Genomic DNA, 17,564 nt, shown 5'->3' on the forward strand with positions numbered 1-17,564 from the left:
AACTAAGGGGAAATGAGATATGTTAAACAATAAATTTGAAGCTAGTACATTACTATTAAGAGTTATGTTAGGAATTACATTCTTTGTTCATGGATTAGTTAAATTCCAAGGCGGAATTGAGAATATCGTTGGTTGGTTTGATAGTATCGGGTTACCAGGATTTTTAGCATATGGTGTTGCTTTAGTCGAGATGATCGGTGGAGCAGCTTTAGTACTTGGTTTAGGAAGTCGAATTGTTTCAGGTTTACATGCATTGATGATGATTGGTGCAACAATAAAAGTGAAACTTTCAGTAGGCTTTTTAGGGAATGGACAAATGGCCGGTTATGAATTAGATTTGGCTTTATTGGTTATGACTGTGTTTATTGTGATTAATGGAAGCAAAATGTTTGCGTTAGATCAGCTGATTTACAAAGGAAACAAGGAAGATAAAACATCCTTTTCAAAAAGTCTTACTAACTAAACAAAATAGGGGGAATTAGCATGTTACCGTCTTTTTTTATTGCTCATGGTGCGCCTCTTTTAGCGGTTGAGAATAATGAGTATACTCAGTTTCTAAATCAGCTTGGGCAAACACTGCCACGACCAAAGGCGATTATCTTGTTTTCGGCCCATTGGGAATCATCCACTCAAAAAGTAAGCGATGTTGACACCTATGACACGATCTATGATTTTGGTGGTTTCGATCCGGAATTGTACCGCATTAAATATTCTGCACAGGGCGATCAGCAGATTTCAAATGAAATTAAAGATTTGTTTACTAAAAATGGTGTAAGTTTCGATGTTGATACGAAACGCGGTCTCGATCATGGAGCATGGGTGGTTCTTCGTCTTCTTTATCCGAATGCTGATATTCCGGTGATTTCGATGTCTGTTAATCAAAATCTAAAACCTGAAGAACAATATAAAATCGGTAAATCTTTGTCGGCTTTACGAGCAAATGATATTTTAATTATTGCTAGTGGGGGAACCGTGCATAATCTTAGAGCGGTAAAATGGGCAGATAACGGAGTTGACCAATGGGCGCTTGAGTTTGACGATTGGTTGGCACACCATTTGAATAATTGGGATTTAGACTCCCTATTCCAGTATGATTCATTAGCTCCTAATGCTGAATATGCCGTTCCACGTTATGGCAAAGAACACTTTATCCCAATTTTCTATGCCATGGGGGCAGCAGATGATAGCCAAAAAGCGAAGCTGTTACATCGGAGTTATCGGTATGGAAACTTGAGTCATAGTGTTTGGCAGTTTGGATGAGCTGAGTCCTTATTGTAAAAAAAATCCTTCCGTTGGGAAGGATTTTTTTATGTTCTTTGAATATTGATATATTACATTGGAGCAAGACCCATGTATACTCCATTAATAAATACTGCCATCATTAAAGAGCCTTCTTGCGTATAATAAGGTACTCCCACCATTAAAGCATTATCATGGGTATGATTGACAATTACTTCAATATTTTTTGCGCCTTTCCAGCTGATACCATCATACATTAGGGAAAGTTTTGCATCCTTAAACGCTTGACTACTTATTAGCTCAGCAACAATTTTATTTTTCTCAGCTCCAAAAACTGGTGAAACATCGCAGCCACAATCATCCGCTGCTTTTACCGTATTCCCTGTAGTCACAAACAACGATAATGCAATAAAACCTCCACATAAAACGGTTAATAATTTTTTCATCTTTTTTCCTCCTTTATTTTACCTCCCTAACTTGATTCTCCTTTTTTCGACAATCTCCTTCAAAAAGTTTGGAAAAATATACGACAAATGTAAAAATTTATTACGACTTTGTGTCAAAATGGGTGTCAGGCACCAAGTTGTTGTCATTTTTCCATAAATAGGTTCTAATGGAAGTATGACTCTAAACTGTTAAAGGGGATTTTCCGGTGTGGTTTATACTTGGTGTTATTTTAATTTACAATATGCTTTTATTTTACATAGGTTGGAATGGCTGGAAATGGTTAAAAATAATTATTGGAAATAAAAAGCATGTGAAGTACGTATTTTGGCTCGTTCTTTTTCTGTTTGGATATTCCTTTGTTTTCGGGCGCTTTGTTGAAGATAGTGACGTGCTTACCTGGATAGGTGCGATTTGGCTGGGTTTTTTTTATTTTTTACTTTTAGTTCTACCGCTAATTAACCTGATCATCTTTTTGACGAAATTTACTACTCTATCTAAAAATACTGCCATTAAGTGGTTTGGGTATGCGGTGCTAATCGGCATAGCGGCATTCTTTGCTTTTGGTATTTACAACGCATATACCCCAGTAGTAAAAAGTTATCAAATACATATAGCTAAGCCTGTGGAAGGGAAACAAAGTCTAAACATTGTAATGGCATCTGATATGCATTTTGGGAAATTGGCAGGTGCTAAGCATGCGAAAAATCTAGTTCAACATATTAATTCAATGGAACCTGATCTTGTTTTCTTCCCCGGTGATATCATTGACGATGATGTGAAGCCTTATCTTGATGAAGGAATTCCTGACATACTTAAGCAAATTAAAGCGCCCGTGTATGCTTCGTTTGGAAATCATGACCGTGATGAAGGTGTTGACCTGAAAAAGGTTTTTAATGAAAGCGGGATGAAGCTTTTAGCGGATGAAACGTTGGTTTTGGAAAATGGTATTACCCTGATTGGCAGGAAGGACCGGGGCTATCAAGATGTCTCTCGTGCGGAACTTTCCGATTTAATGAAGAAGACGGATTTAACGAAACCGGTCATTCTACTGGAACACCAGCCCTATGATTTTGACATCGCCCTAAAAAACGGCGTGGACTTAATTTTATCTGGGCATACGCATCGTGGACAAATCGCGCCGATGAATTTGATTACAAACATGATCTATGAAAATGATTGGGGCTACTTAAAGAAAGGCAAGCTGCAATCAATTGTCTCATCGGGCTATGGTTTTTGGGGAACACCGATTCGAATCGGTACACAGTCTGAGATTGTTCAAATAAAAGTTACCTTTAATCCATAGAGGGTTAATTTATTGAAGCATATAGCAAAAATCCCCTATTTGGACCTTTTATTTTTATGAGATCATTGACGACCGAAACTATGAAAAACACAAAGGGACGGTAGTCAATAGAGCTTGTTGACGACCGAGACTATGGAAAAAGCAAAGGGACGGTAGCCAATAGCCCTTATTGACGACCGAGACTATGGAAAAAGCAAAGGAACGGTAGCCAATAGCCCTAATTGACGACCGATACTATGAAAAAAGCAAAGGAACGGTCGTCAATTGAGAACCATAACTCCAGAAACTAAAAGGCTGTTCCCCATTTAAACGAGGGAACAGCCTTTTCTGATTAATATCCTTTTGCGGTATAGTATTTCAATGGTTCTTTTGATGAATTTTTTAATTCTGTAAAAATAGTCCCTGTTAGACTGTGTGATCCCTCGGCATCAAGTCCAGATTCCCAAAGCATCATGCCGCCAAAGCCATGATCTAGTGCCAAACGTGTTTTCTTTTTCATTGTTGCACCGCCATTATAATGATAAGTTGTGCCGTTCATCTTAACCATGTCTTTTTCAGCATTTGCAGGGTTCTTGTTAATAATCGTGGCAAAGGAAACCTGTTTGATTTTAGGATCTTCCGGCTGCGCGTAAAATGGAACACCTAAGACTAGTTTTTCTTTTGAAATTTTCTGATTCTCGAAGAAGGTAGACCAATAGTTTACGATTTTCTCAGTAAACGGATAGGGTGATAAGTTTGCTGCATTGTAACTGCCGTCCCACTGACCATCATAGGCCATAATATTGACATGGTCGACATGCTGGAACATCGAGGGTTCATACTTAATAAAGCCAACCTCCGTTAAAGTCAACGCATGAATCTTTGAATAAACAGCAATGGACAGCTCCTTCTTTTTTGGATGGAGCTGTGCGCTTAACTCTTTTGCAAAGGCCTCCAAATTTCGTGAATCTGCCTCGGTTCGAGGGTGTTCAAAATCAATATCAATACCGTCCAGGTTTTCACGGACTGCGATATTAGTAAGCTCTTTAACTAGTTTGGCACGTGATTTAGGATTAGAAATCGCTGGTTTAAAATAATTATAGGATTCGCCGCCCTTGATGTGGTACCAACCGCCAATAGCAAGCATCACCTTCGTGTCGTGTTTATCTGCTTTTGAAACCACTGTTCGCAGGTTTTTTAGTGCGGTATCACCATTAAATAGGATTTCACCATCCTTTGTTGGATGAACAAACGAAAATATGACATGTGTTAGTTTAGAGTAATCAATCATATTAGGATCCCGATAATCTTGGACATAACCAATGAGGACCTTTGCTGGTTTCGTATTATATTTAGGAAACTCTTTTGAAGTGGGTTTAATTGCTGACTTTGGTGCATCTTCTAAAATTAGCGTATTTGGACGCTCTTGATTGTCACTATTGGTGGTGAAAAAAACTCCCGTTAGTATTCCTCCAATGAAGGTAATCGCAATTACCAGGCCAAGGAGGAGATAACGTTTACTCATAGTTTAATTCCTCCTTATTATTTCTCACTTAAAAAATTGTAACAGAAAAAGAGTAGACAAACGCTTGGTAATATCCACCTGTCTCCATCATAAAGTGAATAAATTTGAATATCTAGGCTTGTTTTTGATATAATCATAAGGTTAATGTTAAAAACTACGTGTTTTTTATATATAAAATTGTAAGGTGGTCTACATGAATCAAGAATATAGAGTATTGCTGTACTATAAATATGTAACAATTGAGAATCCCGAAGAAGTGACTCAAGAACATCTGAACGCATGTAATGAAATGGGCCTCAAAGGCCGAATTATCATTGCGGCGGAAGGGATCAATGGAACGGTGTCAGGCACCGTTGAACAAACAGATGCCTATATAAAATACATGGATGAGCATCCATTATTTGCGGGGACTATTTTTAAGATAGATGAATCGACTGAACATGCGTTCAAAAAGATGCGGGTGCGTTGTAGACCGGAGCTTGTTACTTTGCGTTTGGAAGATGATGTGGATCCAAACGTTCAAACAGGGAAGCATTTAAAACCAAAAGATTTTTTTGCTGAAATGCAAAAAGAAGAAACGGTGGTCATCGACGCCAGAAATGATTATGAATATGATCTTGGTCATTTTAGAGGGGCGGTCAGACCGGATATTTTAAACTTCCGCGACCTTCCACAATGGATTCGAGAAAATAAACAGGAGTTTGAAGGCAAAAAGATTCTTACCTATTGTACAGGTGGAATTCGTTGTGAAAAATTCTCAGGTTGGTTATTGAAAGAAGGCTTTGAAGATGTATCACAATTAGAGGGTGGAATTGTCACCTACGGTAAGGACCCTGAAGTCCAAGGAGATTTATGGGATGGAAAGCTCTATGTTTTCGATGAGCGAATAAGTGTTCCTGTTAACCAAAAAGAGCATGTCGTAGTTGGTAAGGATTTTTACACGGGAGAGCCATGTGAACGCTACGTGAATTGTGCTAACCCGGAATGTAATCGAAAAATTCTATGCTCTGAAGAGAATGAACATAAGCACCTGCGCAGCTGTTCGCATGAGTGCCGCGTTCATCCACGTAACCGTTATATTGCTCAACTTGGGTTAAGTGAGGAAGAGGTTCAAGAAAGATTAGCGGCAATTGAGAAAGAGTTAACCAGATAATGATTTATGTAAGTAAGCAGGTCATTTCGGTGTCCTGCTTGCTTTTTTTAGGTTTGCCAATAGGAATTTAGGAATATATTTATTATGATAGAGGATAGAAGCTGCTGTTTTGAAATCTTTTACAATGAGAGGAGCGGATGGGGCAAATGGTGACCTATACAAATCGAAAGGAAGTCCCTTCACTTGAAAAGTGGAACTTAGCCGATATCTATTCAGATATTAAGAAATGGGAAGAGGATTATCTGCTGATTGAAAAGATGGCGGTGAACCTAAAGCAATATGATGGGAACATTCAAGATGGACACTCGCTGTATCAATATCTAAAGCAAAGAGAAGAGTTATCTTATACCTTCAACAAAATTTATGCCTATGCCATGTTAAGTGTAGATGAAAATACGAGGGATTCCCAGGCGCAGTCCCATTTAGACAAAGCGAAACAACTGAGTGTTAAGGTTAGTGCTGCTACCTCTTTCTTTATGCCATATTTATTAAGCCTTGATGAAGATACTTTAAAAGCTTACATATCCGCAGAAAAAGAGCTAGACTATTTTGCAGAGGATTTATGGGAGTCATTTCGTTATAAGCAGCATGTATTAACTAAAGATCAGGAAGCAGTCCTCTCGCAATTAGGTGAAGCACTTACAGCACCGGGGAACATCTTTGGCATGATGAATAATGCAGATATTAAATTCGGGGAAGTTACTAGTGAGAACGGCGATCGTGTGGAACTAACCAGAGGCATGTACTCTAAGTTAATTGAAGATACGGATCGAGAAAAGCGAAGAGAGGCCTATAAGGCGTATTACCAGCCGTACCTGCAATTGAAAAATTCGATTGCTGCAACACTCTCAGCCGCCATTAAAAATAATGTGACGACAGCTAAAATCCGTCAGTATCCCTCCGCACTGGAAAAGGCGTTGTTCGGGGATAAAGTACCAAAAGAGGTATACGAGAATCTAATTAAAACTACCAAAGAAAATATTGGTCCACTTCATCATTATTCACGTATTCGGAAGGAAAAGTTGGAGCTTGATGAACTTCGTCAATATGATATGAGTGTCCCTCTTGTCGGCGGTGTTAAACAAGTGATTTCATATGAGGAAGCCTATGACACGATGTGTAAGGCTTTAGCTCCGCTTGGAGAGGATTACATCACTATCCTAAAGGAATTTAAAAACGCACGGTATCTTGATGTTAGAGAAACTCCGGGGAAGCGCTCAGGTGCCTACAATCTTGGTGTCTACGGGGTCCATCCCTATATCCTTCTCAATCATCAGGATGATTTGGATAGTTTATTCACGTTGGTTCATGAGTGCGGACACGGTGTCCACAGTCGCTTGAGTTCACAGTACCAGCCGCAAATTACTGCTCGGTACAGTATCTTCGTTGCTGAAGTGGCATCTACCGTCAATGAAGTTCTATTAATTAACTATTTATTATCCAATGAAAAAAATCCCGATGTTCGGAAACATTTAGTCAATCATTTCATTGATCAATTTAAGGGAACGTTTTTTACACAAGTCATGTTTGCTGAGTTTGAGATGAAAACACATGAAATGGCAGAAAAGGGACTTCCCTTAAATGTGGAAGTATTTAATCAAACCTATGAGACGTTATTCCGAGAATACAATGGGGATGAGATTGTCTTCGATGAGGAAGTAAAATTTGGATGGTCAAGAATCCCACATTTCTACCGTCCTTTCTATGTTTACAAATATGCAACAGGATTTGCTTCCGCCATCCATTTAGCGACTAAGATTCTTGAAGGCGACCAAGAAACGCTGACTTCCTATTTGGAATTCTTAAAAAGCGGCAGTTCGGATTACCCGCTGGAACTGTTAAAAAAGACGGGGGTCGACCTAACCACTCCATATCCAATCGAAAATTCAATGAAACGGTTTGGTGAATTGGTCGAGGAATTCTCACGCTTGTAAAAATATTCAACTCCAAAACCCATGGATGTCCTACTACAAGAGACAACCGTGGGTTTTATTTTTTTGTAGTGCAATAGTTGGAATTATTGTAGAATAAGGAAAGTTAAGTAAATTAAAGGGGCAATTTGGATTATGGAGAGTAGAAAAGACAAAAATCAAGGGCGGAAAAAATCATTTATCCCAGTCATTATCGTTGTTGCCATTTTGCTGATTACTGGTGGTTTTTATTTGAACAGGAGTATGACAGAAGAGAATGAAACTTCAAACAGCGCCAATCTCAAGGAAAAACCTGCTGAGAAAATAAACGAAGAACCAAGGTCAAAACCTAAACCAGATATACAACTAGAAGTTAAACCAGAACCAGTCCAAGAAACTACAATTAATATTAGCGCAGCGGGTGATTTTACACTTGGGTCGGATGAATCGTTTAATTATAGTTCTTCCTTTATCAAAGCAGCTGCTGACAATGGTCTACCGTATTTTGTTAAAGGCCTGGATAATATTTTCAAAAATGATGATTTTACAACAGTTAATTTAGAAACAACGCTAACAAATGCAACTCAAAAAGCGGTCAAGACCTATCGCTTTAAAGGAGATCCATCTTATGCGAAAATTCTTGAATTGGGCGGAATTGAAGCGGTAAATCTTGCAAACAATCATATCCATGATTACTTAGATAAAGGCTATCAGGACACGATGACTTCATTAGAAAAGCAGAACATAGGTTACTTTGGTTATGATCATAAATATATGACGACTGTTAAAGGTACGAAAATTGGTGCTTTAGGTTATGAGGGCTGGGCGGACACACCTGAAATGCGCAGTCAGGTTGAACGGGATATTAAAGAATTACGGGCTCAAGGTGCACAGATTATTCTCGTCCATTATCATTGGGGCAGTGAACGGCATTATGTCCCTGATCGTTCTCAAAAGTCGCTGGCCAGGTTTACCATTGATAGCGGTGCGGATTTAATTCTTGGCCATCATCCCCATGTTGTCCAAGGAATTGAAGAATATAAAGGGAAATTTATTGTCTATAGTTTAGGCAATTTTATGTTTGGGGGGAATAGTAATCCAAGTGATAAGGATACGTTTGTGTTTCAACAAACCTTCCATTTGAAAAATGGAGTATTAGATGATACGAAGGAAATCAGTGTTGTGCCATTTTCTATCTCTTCTGTTTCGTCGAGAAATGATTATCAGCCTACTTTATTGACTGGCTCCGAACAGAATAGAGTCAAGCAGAAAATAATTGATGGGTCAAACAAAATCAATGGTTCCGATTGGTTGGTTTATGAAAAAAATGAACAAGTTGTGAAAAAAGAGAACTAGACATTTCCTAATATGAATTAAAGGGACAGTAACCGCTGTCCCTTTAACTAATGGTAGTTATTTTTAATCCAACGTTCGAGTAGATCGTATTGTAAAAAGTAAAATCACGATGGTTATATTGATATTGGTTCTTACTTGGTATCTGTTTTCTGATATTAATTTTTAAATAATCATTAAAACATAAAAAGATCGAATAGGTGGATGTGGGCAGATAGTTTAATAATTTTAAATCTATTTCTAATAGGCCATCCCCACTTTTATCTACGCTGACAGGCAGGGAAGATTCATTCAAGGCATTTTTAGTATCACGAATCAGCCCGTGTGTGATTGATTCTAAATCATCACCAAACACTTTAAATTTAAGATAATATATATTTTTTTCCACATATTCTTCTTCAAAAACAGAATGCATTGGAATCCTGATATATTTGTATGTGTCTTCTAGGAAAGGGACAACAACAAAGGGACGATTCTCTTTAATGATAACCTCCTTTATTTTTTCCTTCTTTTCCCACGCAAAAAAGCTCTCCAGCTGCTTATATTTACGTTCACAAAACAGTTTATATACCACCTTGTTCATTGGTTGGATGAATTCCTCAGAAAACTCATAAGTTAACTTTTTCGTTGTTTTTAACACTTGATTAAACTTATAGTAATAAACAATTTTAAACTTTGTTTTTTGAAAATGAGGTGTATGAAAAAACCTTGTAATCGAATCAAATTCATACAGTCGATTTAAAACCATCTTCTCTTTTTCTAAATCTAACTTTTTATTAATGATATGGTTAATCACTTTAAGGTTACAATTTGTCTTTTGAATAATATTGGTTTGATTTGACAAACGTGTGTTTTGATTATCGAGCCGATTTAAATAATAAATGGGATGTTGTGTCGTAGAGATTGTCCGGCAATGTGTTAAAACATCCATAAAAAATTGCTTATCTTCAGCAAATTTCATTTCGGGAAATATGATCTGATTGTCTTTTATTACACTTGTTTTTATCATTCGAGCTCTTGGTCCTAAATGATGAAAGATATGAGGAATCGAAAAGGGTGATTCACTTCTTCTTTCTTTACATGATTCATGTTCACCGATAATTGTCTTTCCTTTCGATTGAATCTGAATCGTTTTACCTACAGCATAATCGTCACCTGTTTCCGCTAAGATGTTCGATAATACTTCCAGGCCATTGGGTTCCAGCCAATCATCTGCATCTAAGAAAGAAATATACCTGGAGCTCGATAACTGGATACCGATATTACGGGGGCGACCAGGTGTGCCAGTATTTCTTTTAAGAAAAACTACTATGATGTTATCAAATTTCGAAGAGTATTCTAATAAAATATCTCTTGAGGTATCGGTGGAACAATCATCGACTAATATAAATTCAATATTTTCTATGCCAATGGATTGATTTAAGACAGAGTCAATCGTTTTCCTCAGGTATTTTTCGGCGTTATAAACGGGTGTAATCACCGAAACTATTGTAGACTTCCGCTCCATGTTTAATTTTTGATCAACGATATAATAACCTTTCGCATTATAATTCATGATTTGCTGCTTTTGTTTCCATTTCCATTCCATGTTTCCTCACCTCAACTTCTGTCCGTCCTATTACTATTTTTTTGTTTTAAAAAAATCCAAACCATTATAATTTTGGGGGAAAATATTGAATTTTATTCGAAAAATAACGCACGACCTGTAAAACTAGTCCAGATTTTATATCCTTTGCCAACTTTTTACACTAAACATTTCGTAATAATGATAAAATAGGTCTAATTATAGATTCTAGGAGGATATTTACGGTGGATAAAAAGTTTACGACACCCAAAGGTTTCGGAGAAATACTCGACCATACCTTTCAATTAACAAAAAATCGCTTTAAGGATCTTTTTATGATTTTATTGATTTTCATGGGCCCAGTTTACTTGCTTCAAGCTATTTTGCAGCTATTGTCTGGAACAAGCTTTTTTAGAGAGGTTGGCAGCGGTGGGGCATGGTTTGAGCAAATCCTTTCGAGTTTTGAAGAGACAGGAACTTTCGATTCCAGCAGTCTAGGTGCTGACATTGGATTAATCGTGGTGGGGTTAATTAGTGCGATCTTGGCTCCTGTTGCGGAGGCAGCAATCCTATTTACAATCAATCATGTCCGAAAAAATGAAGACTATACCGTGGGTTCCGTGATTAAACAAGCCTTTTCGCGATTTTGGCCGATGATTGGAAGTAGTATCCTTTTCTTTCTTATTACGATAGGGATAATTATTATTCCACTCGCGATTGTCGGTGTCATTGGTGGTGTGGTTGCGACGATGGTGAATACGGTATTAGGGATTCTTTTAGGCATCATTCTATTTATAGGTTCCGCCGTTGGCATTGGCTTATTATTAACTCGCTGGAGCTTTTATTTCGGCTCTGTCGTATTGGATAAGGATTCACCTGGACTTGGCAGAAGTTGGAGATTATCAAGGAAGCGTACATGGGCATTGATGGGTCTCTATATCGTGTTTTATTTTATTATCTCAAGTATAAGCTTTGGAGTCCAAATGACGCTAGGGATCGTTTTAGGTAATAGTGTGTTGTTAACACTGATCTCAAACCTCGTCACATTAGTTACGACGATGATTTTCTCTGTGGGTTATGGAGTCATGTATCTTGATTTAAAAACAAGAAATGATGCAGATGATATAAAAGAAATGCTAGAGGACTATAAGACTATTTAATAAAAACCTATAATGTTAGGTGATGGTTATGGTAGATACAGACAAGGCACGCGATGACCTTGAAAAAATTTTAAAAACAAAAGAATATACAGTTTATCACGACTCAAAGGGATTCATTGCAACATGGTGGGATCAAGCAAAAGAGTGGGTGGCGGCGCAACTGGAAAAATTGTTTCCTGCGATGGATTCAGCAAGCAGGGCTTCCGGTCCGATTCTTATTTCAATCATTGTAGTTGTCATTATCCTGTTCGTAATATCAGCATTTTTGCTAATTCGTCATTCTAGACGAAATCGTCTTTTGCGCAAACAAAACCCACTTCAATCGAGGAAAGACATGATTTGGACGTACCAAAGACATCTGGAAGAGGCAGAAAAACACGAGCGGAATGACGAATATACACTTTCAACCCGTCATCTGTTCCTAGCTTTACTGCTTTACTTCCATGAGAAGGGATGGTTAGAGGCAAGGATCTGGAAAACGAATTGGGACTACTATGATGAGCTAAGAAAGGGAAATCAACAAAAGGCTGATAACTTTTTTAAACTGGCACGTTTTTTTGAAGAAGTGACCTACGGGGAACGCAAAGTACATAAGGATGAATACTGGCAATTTCACAACGAGGCTATACAGGTGCTTAGCGATAAGGAGGAGGAGAATCGTTTATGAAACCTCTTTCTAAAATACGCGCATGGATGTGGCTTATTATCCTGCTCGGCTTATTTTTGGTCTTTAGTTATTTGAGCTATTCGCCAAAACCACAGTATTATCCGGATTATGTTACCCATTCACCTTCACCAACGGGTGTAAAGGCGTTTTATAAATATATTGAAAAAGAAAAAGCAGGGGAAAGGTGGAATCATCCACCAGAATTGTTAAAAGCAACGGTTGATCGCCAATTACTTGTTATGGTCGAACCCTCCTTTATTCCTGAAAAGGCTGAGATGAATGCCTATATCCGTTTTATGAAGGCTGGAAATACCATTGTATTGTTACAAAACAATCCACAAGGGATGTTTGATGTAAAAACAGGGTCAGTTAAACCCAACAAGGAAATGAAGATTTATACACAAGAACATACTTCCAATCATGCCGAAATTGATTCAGCTGTCCGATTGCAGACCAAAAAGGAAGATCAAGTTTTACTCTCTGATCAGGCTGGTCCCATTGCGGTGAAAAAGTCGTTAGGAAAAGGTCAATTAATTGTAGCAGTGACCCCTGAGTGGATGACCAATGATCGCCTCTTAAAAAAGGATCATTTACCGCTACTTTTTTATTTGCTAAATGAAGAGAAAGCGAACACAATCCTGTTTGATGAATATATTCATGGCGGGGAAAACGCATCAACTTTTTGGAATGTGTACCCGATGTGGTTTTTACTGCTTGTTTTGCAAGGAATCCTTTTGATAGTTCTCTGGTTATGGGCAAAAGGCAAGCGATTCGGCCCTATTTTTGAACCAAGGGAAGCGTCGGTTCGCTTTAGTGATGAGGGTATCCATGCCCTAGCAGCATGGTATCTCCGTGGCAAACGGTATCATGATTCAATTAAGATTCAGGCCGACTATATCAAACTGGTTCTCAAGGAAACATGGCAGATCCCATATAACAGAGAATGGAAGGATTTATCGAGTACCTTTGAGAAAAAGTGGACGGGGTTGTCTGCTTATGAAATCAATTCCTTCTTAACAGGATTGATCAACATTCTTGAGAAAGAAAAAATCTCCAAACAAGAATACTTATTATGGTCGAAAAAGCTTGAGGAATTAAGGAAAGAGGTTGAAGGATGAAAACAGAATTAACATCTTTTTTGGACAAGTATGAAGAGAGGATAGTTGGTCAGAGCCTGAATCTTAGACTCCTTTTATCTGCAATTTTAGCTGGAGGTCATGTTCTTCTAGAAGGAGTGCCAGGCACCGGCAAAACACAAATGGTCCGAACCCTTGCGAATCTTCTCGGAGGGACCTTTAACCGGATTCAGTTTACACCGGATTTATTACCAAGTGATATCACCGGGAGCACGATTTACAATATGAAGGAGAGCACCTTTCAAACATTGAAAGGCCCTATTTTTACGAATATCCTTCTAGCTGATGAAATTAACCGGACACCAGCGAAGACACAAGCTGCGTTGCTCGAAGCAATGGAAGAAAAGCAAGTGACGATTCAAGGGGAGACGTATCCGTTACCTGATGTGTTTTTTGTGGTTGCGACCCAGAATCCAATTGAATTTGAAGGCACCTATCCACTCCCAGAAGCGCAGCAAGACCGTTTTTTATTTAAGCTGAAAATAGAGTTTCCTAGCTTTGAGGAAGAGAAAAAGGTATTAAAACAAGTGATAGAACACAGCTTTGACGAAAACCTTGTTTCCCCCATTCTAGATATGGAAGATTTTTTAAGGATTAGACGAGAAATTGAAAATGTCACGGTGAGTGAGAATGTATTAGACTATATGATGAAAATTGTGAGGAAAACTCGTGAGGCAGAAGCAATCCGCTTTGGGGCCAGTACAAGAGCAGGTATTTCCATTGGAAAGGCAGCACAAGCGTGGGCATACCTTTCAGGCAGGGATTATGTTACACCCGATGATATCAAAATGGTTGCCAAACCTGCGTTAAGGCATCGGATTCAGTTATCCCCACATGTAGAATTGGAGGGAGCAACCGTTGACCAAATTATTGAAGAGCTGGTGGGCTCGGTTCCTGTTCCAAGATAAAGGGGTTTTACCAACGAATCGATTATTGCTGGTTTTCCTCCTGCTATCGATTATTTTATGCATTGGAACGGTTTGGAATATCTCTTGGGGGTATGTTATTGCTGCAAATATCATTGTATTTGTGATAAGTCTGGTAGACTTGCTTTTTTCGCCCACTAAAAAGCAGCTTTTCTTTCAGCGATCAGTCGCTGATGAATTAGAAAGAGGTATCCCTTATACGGTGAAGATTGAAGTGCAGAATTCCTCTGTATATCCTATTAGCTACCGGTTAGTCGATAGTTTGCCGCAGACTTTCGAAAGCCCGTTTCCTATTGTTGGTTCTATACCTAATGAAGCAACGACCGAGATTTCGTTTGATACAACTGCCAAGGTCCGAGGAAAATACGAGCTTAACAAGCTTTATTTTCGATATACGAGTTTGCTTGGCATGTGGGAAAAGCAAGTAACCGTGGAATTGAAGGATTCTGTGAAAGTCATCCCTGATTTAACTGAGACCAAGCAATATTTAGAAAATGCACAAAAATATTTGGTTTACGAGGGGTTAAAGATTCGGAGGCAACGTAGTGGAGTAGGCGATTTTTCCAAGATTAGAAATTATGTTGTCGGCGATGATCCGCGTAAAATTAACTGGCGCCAAACAGCGAAGCTCCAAGAAGTAATGACGAATGAATATGAACCGGAGCACGGAAAGTATATAACTATCCTAATTGATTGCGGAAGAATGATGGGGGCAGAATTGTCGAAAGGAAATCGCTTAGAAAAAACATTAGAAGCGGCCCTGACCGTGACAGCGGCAGCCCTCCAAAAGGGTGATTATGTGTCTGTCCTAGCCTTTTCAAAGAATATTAAGGTCTATGTACCGCCAGCAAAAGGGATGGCACATCTTAAGACCATTCTCCAAGCTATCTATGACGTAAACGTAGATGCGGCTGAGTCCAATTATGCTGCTGTATTACAATATTTAGAAATGATTCAAAAGAAACGAAGTCTGCTGCTATTATTTAGTGATGTCCGGACCTTCCTTCATGAGGAAAGTGCTCTTGTCCTTTTAAAAAGACTCCGTAAGCGGCATTTATTTTTAATGATTGGAATAGATGATCAGACACTTTTAAGAAAAGTCAAGGAGGAGCCGACTTCTCTTCAAGCAGCCATGCGGAAAAGTATTGCGCAACAGCAAGTACTTATAAAGAAAAGAGAAAAAATTAAATGGGAAAAACAAGGCCTTCAAATGATTGAGGCCCGTGAGGATAGGTTGGCGGTTACAGCCGTATCTCATTATATTGAAATTATCAATCAGAACCTTTTATAATCTTCGTAAGTTTTAACTTACCAATTACGATATAGAGGATCAAACCGACTACCGTTAAGATAGCAACGATGTACTTTGCTTCTAATGAAATGGCTGCCGGGGTGATGAATCCTTCGATGATACCGGCAATGATAAACAATGGAATGGTTCCAAGAAGAAGTTGAACGGATCGCATCGCTTGCTGTTTTAATTGATAACTCCGCGAAAATTGACCCGAGACAAACAGCTTATATCCCATAAGAAGACCCGCACCACCCGCAATAAAAATGGCTGTGAGTTCAATCATTCCGTGAGGAACGATATATGCCCAAAAATCATACGATTTTCCATGATGCCAAAACAGGGCAGCGAGCGCACCAATGATAATACCGTTGTAAACCATCAAATAAACAGTCACGAGCCCAAAGGTGATTCCACCGGCAAAAGCAAAGATTGCCACCTTGATATTATTTGTCATAATACTAGCCGACATGAGGGAGGAGTCCACTGCACCATGACCTTTCCCAAGTTGATCAGGGTCAACACCTTTGGCGATTTCCGACGGGAGAATGGCATAGATGTGTAGAGGATCATTCATAACTGATAGAAAACTCCCCAAGGCGCCAATCAAAAATAAAATCATCGCAAAGAAGACAAATTTCCATTGCTCTAACAACAGTCCAATAAATTTTACACTAAAAAAGTGACGGATTTGTTTGAGGCTTGATACCTGGTCTTTATACAAAAGATTATGGGATTTGGCAATTAATCCGTTCAAATATAAGGTAACTTCATCATTCGGAAAATAGGTTTGACTGTAGGAAAGATTTTGGGCAGCCTTTTGATAGAGTCGATGGTATTGAGTGATACGGTCACCTGTTATAGAATTTCTGTTCCTGCCTAACGTCGTGATTAATTCTTCAAGCTGTTTCCATTCTTCACGATGCATTTTTACAAATTGATTTACATTCATTTTGACACCTACTTTATGAGGGCTATATATTAATTAGTCATTATTCTCCTAATTATAGTAAAATTATAGAAAAATAGAAATAGAAACAATCAAGCAGATGACGGGGGAAGCTTATGAATGAAGATAAAGTAGATATCAAAACACCGGAATTTGTATCAATTCAATTTCAGACTGCTGGTTTAGGCAGTAGGTCTGCTGCTTTTATCATCGACCAGATGCTATTAATGGTCATTAACATTTTGTCCTTGATTGTCCTTTTTTTCGTTCTGGACGGGATGTCGAAGTTGGAATTTATTTTCATCCGGAATTCGCTGCCTATTGCAATCACGATTATAGTTCTGTTTATTGTGAATTGGGGTTACTTTTTTGTGTTTGAATTTTTCTCAGGGGGCAGGACGCTTGGGAAGAAGCTTATAGGAATCAGGGTCATACAGGAAAATGGTCATAGTATTACATTGCTTTCGAGCTTTATTCGGAATCTTATCCGAATGATTGATTCCTTGCCGACTGCGTATTTTCTCGGAATTATCATGATCTTTTTCCACTCCAAACATAAACGACTCGGTGATATGGTCGCAGGGACGATTGTCGTTCATGAGCGTAAGGCAAAATGGAAAAAGAAACATTCTCCGTTTGAGAACGAAATTACAAACAGAGGGCTTTCCAAGGATGATCTCATCATTGATGAATGGACGCTGAAATCTTTAGGGATAAAGGAATGGAAACTCGTCAGTATATACGTCCATCGGTTTCATCAACTCCCATTAAATGAAAGAAATCAACTAACCATCCAAATCGCCGAAGTATTATTTCCTAATATCGGACTGGATTCTGCAGGGAAAACGACTTCAGAGTTAGAAAACAACCTTCTAGTGCTTTATTTAATACTCCGCGAGGAATGGGAGTTTGAACTGTAAGGGAGAATGAATTACTGACATTTGATGGATATTAATAGGACG

At 38.5% G+C, this 17,564-nt stretch carries 16 protein-coding genes; 12 read left to right on the top strand and 4 right to left on the bottom strand.

Annotation, left to right across the window (positions count from 1 at the left end; genetic code table 11):
• The first annotated feature begins 19 nt into the window (after positions 1–19).
• Together RCG22_RS02705 and RCG22_RS02710 are read left to right on the top strand one after the other, a co-directional pair.
• Positions 20–463, top strand: a complete 444-nt coding sequence (locus RCG22_RS02705) for a DoxX family protein (RefSeq protein WP_308105610.1) — start codon at positions 20–22, stop codon at positions 461–463.
• 20 nt (positions 464–483) lie between these two features.
• The gene (locus RCG22_RS02710) at positions 484–1,260 is read left to right on the top strand and encodes a DODA-type extradiol aromatic ring-opening family dioxygenase (protein ID WP_308105611.1); all 777 of its coding nucleotides are present in this window, start codon (positions 484–486) and stop codon (positions 1,258–1,260) included.
• Positions 1,261–1,331: 71 nt separating this feature from the next.
• Here the strand turns inward: RCG22_RS02710 and RCG22_RS02715 are convergent, their stop codons facing one another.
• On the bottom strand, positions 1,332–1,685 hold the full coding sequence (locus RCG22_RS02715) for a hypothetical protein (protein WP_308105612.1): 354 nt from the start codon (positions 1,683–1,685) through the stop codon (positions 1,332–1,334).
• Positions 1,686–1,891: 206 nt separating this feature from the next.
• Here RCG22_RS02715 and RCG22_RS02720 point away from each other — a divergent pair, with 206 nt between their 5' ends.
• Positions 1,892–2,989, top strand: coding sequence for a metallophosphoesterase (locus tag RCG22_RS02720; protein WP_308105613.1), 1,098 nt, complete (start codon positions 1,892–1,894; stop codon positions 2,987–2,989).
• A 331-nt stretch (positions 2,990–3,320) separates the two neighbouring features.
• Here the strand turns inward: RCG22_RS02720 and RCG22_RS02725 are convergent, their stop codons facing one another.
• The gene (locus RCG22_RS02725) at positions 3,321–4,493 is read right to left on the bottom strand and encodes a glycoside hydrolase family 18 protein (protein WP_308105614.1); all 1,173 of its coding nucleotides are present in this window, start codon (positions 4,491–4,493) and stop codon (positions 3,321–3,323) included.
• 193 nt (positions 4,494–4,686) lie between these two features.
• Here RCG22_RS02725 and trhO point away from each other — a divergent pair, with 193 nt between their 5' ends.
• From trhO to RCG22_RS02740, 3 genes are all read left to right on the top strand, one after another.
• Positions 4,687–5,646: an oxygen-dependent tRNA uridine(34) hydroxylase TrhO gene (trhO, locus tag RCG22_RS02730; protein ID WP_308105615.1), complete on the top strand. Its 960-nt coding sequence runs from the start codon at positions 4,687–4,689 to the stop codon at positions 5,644–5,646.
• 146 nt (positions 5,647–5,792) lie between these two features.
• Positions 5,793–7,580, top strand: coding sequence for an oligoendopeptidase F (gene pepF / locus RCG22_RS02735; RefSeq protein WP_308107072.1), 1,788 nt, complete (start codon positions 5,793–5,795; stop codon positions 7,578–7,580).
• 132 nt (positions 7,581–7,712) lie between these two features.
• On the top strand, positions 7,713–8,912 hold the full coding sequence (locus tag RCG22_RS02740) for a CapA family protein (RefSeq protein WP_308105616.1): 1,200 nt from the start codon (positions 7,713–7,715) through the stop codon (positions 8,910–8,912).
• A 43-nt stretch (positions 8,913–8,955) separates the two neighbouring features.
• Here RCG22_RS02740 and RCG22_RS02745 read toward each other — a convergent pair whose 3' ends face one another.
• Positions 8,956–10,497: a glycosyltransferase family 2 protein gene (locus RCG22_RS02745; RefSeq protein WP_308105617.1), complete on the bottom strand. Its 1,542-nt coding sequence runs from the start codon at positions 10,495–10,497 to the stop codon at positions 8,956–8,958.
• 221 nt (positions 10,498–10,718) lie between these two features.
• On the opposite strand from RCG22_RS02745, the gene RCG22_RS02750 reads away from it, so the two are divergent.
• The 5 genes from RCG22_RS02750 to RCG22_RS02770 are packed head-to-tail and all read left to right on the top strand — an operon-like array spanning position 10,719 to position 15,653.
• Positions 10,719–11,633, top strand: coding sequence for a hypothetical protein (locus RCG22_RS02750; protein WP_308105618.1), 915 nt, complete (start codon positions 10,719–10,721; stop codon positions 11,631–11,633).
• A gap of 22 nt (positions 11,634–11,655) precedes the next feature.
• Positions 11,656–12,300 (top strand): DUF4129 domain-containing protein, encoded by a 645-nt coding sequence (locus RCG22_RS02755; protein ID WP_308105619.1) that lies wholly within the window; start codon positions 11,656–11,658, stop codon positions 12,298–12,300.
• A complete protein-coding gene (locus tag RCG22_RS02760) occupies positions 12,297–13,418 on the top strand; it encodes a DUF4350 domain-containing protein (RefSeq protein ID WP_308105620.1) in 1,122 nt (373 codons plus the stop codon). Before RCG22_RS02755 ends, RCG22_RS02760 begins: the two co-directional genes overlap by 4 nt.
• Complete coding sequence (locus RCG22_RS02765) at positions 13,415–14,344, top strand: AAA family ATPase (RefSeq protein ID WP_308105621.1); 930 nt, start codon at positions 13,415–13,417, stop codon at positions 14,342–14,344. The genes RCG22_RS02760 and RCG22_RS02765 overlap by 4 nt, the downstream gene beginning before the upstream one ends.
• Positions 14,295–15,653 carry a DUF58 domain-containing protein gene (locus RCG22_RS02770; RefSeq protein WP_308105622.1) on the top strand — a complete coding sequence of 453 codons (1,359 nt, stop codon included), beginning with the start codon at positions 14,295–14,297 and terminating at the stop codon, positions 15,651–15,653. The genes RCG22_RS02765 and RCG22_RS02770 overlap by 50 nt, the downstream gene beginning before the upstream one ends.
• Here RCG22_RS02770 and RCG22_RS02775 read toward each other — a convergent pair.
• Complete coding sequence (locus RCG22_RS02775) at positions 15,634–16,605, bottom strand: stage II sporulation protein M (protein ID WP_308105623.1); 972 nt, start codon at positions 16,603–16,605, stop codon at positions 15,634–15,636. The genes RCG22_RS02770 and RCG22_RS02775 overlap by 20 nt on opposite strands.
• A 113-nt stretch (positions 16,606–16,718) precedes the next feature.
• On the opposite strand from RCG22_RS02775, the gene RCG22_RS02780 reads away from it, so the two are divergent.
• Positions 16,719–17,522 (top strand): RDD family protein, encoded by an 804-nt coding sequence (locus tag RCG22_RS02780; protein WP_308105624.1) that lies wholly within the window; start codon positions 16,719–16,721, stop codon positions 17,520–17,522.
• Positions 17,523–17,564 lie beyond the last annotated feature (42 nt).

This window comes from Neobacillus nitrireducens (genome assembly GCF_030915405.1).
In the GTDB taxonomy this organism is placed as follows: domain Bacteria; phylum Bacillota; class Bacilli; order Bacillales; family Cytobacillaceae; genus Neobacillus.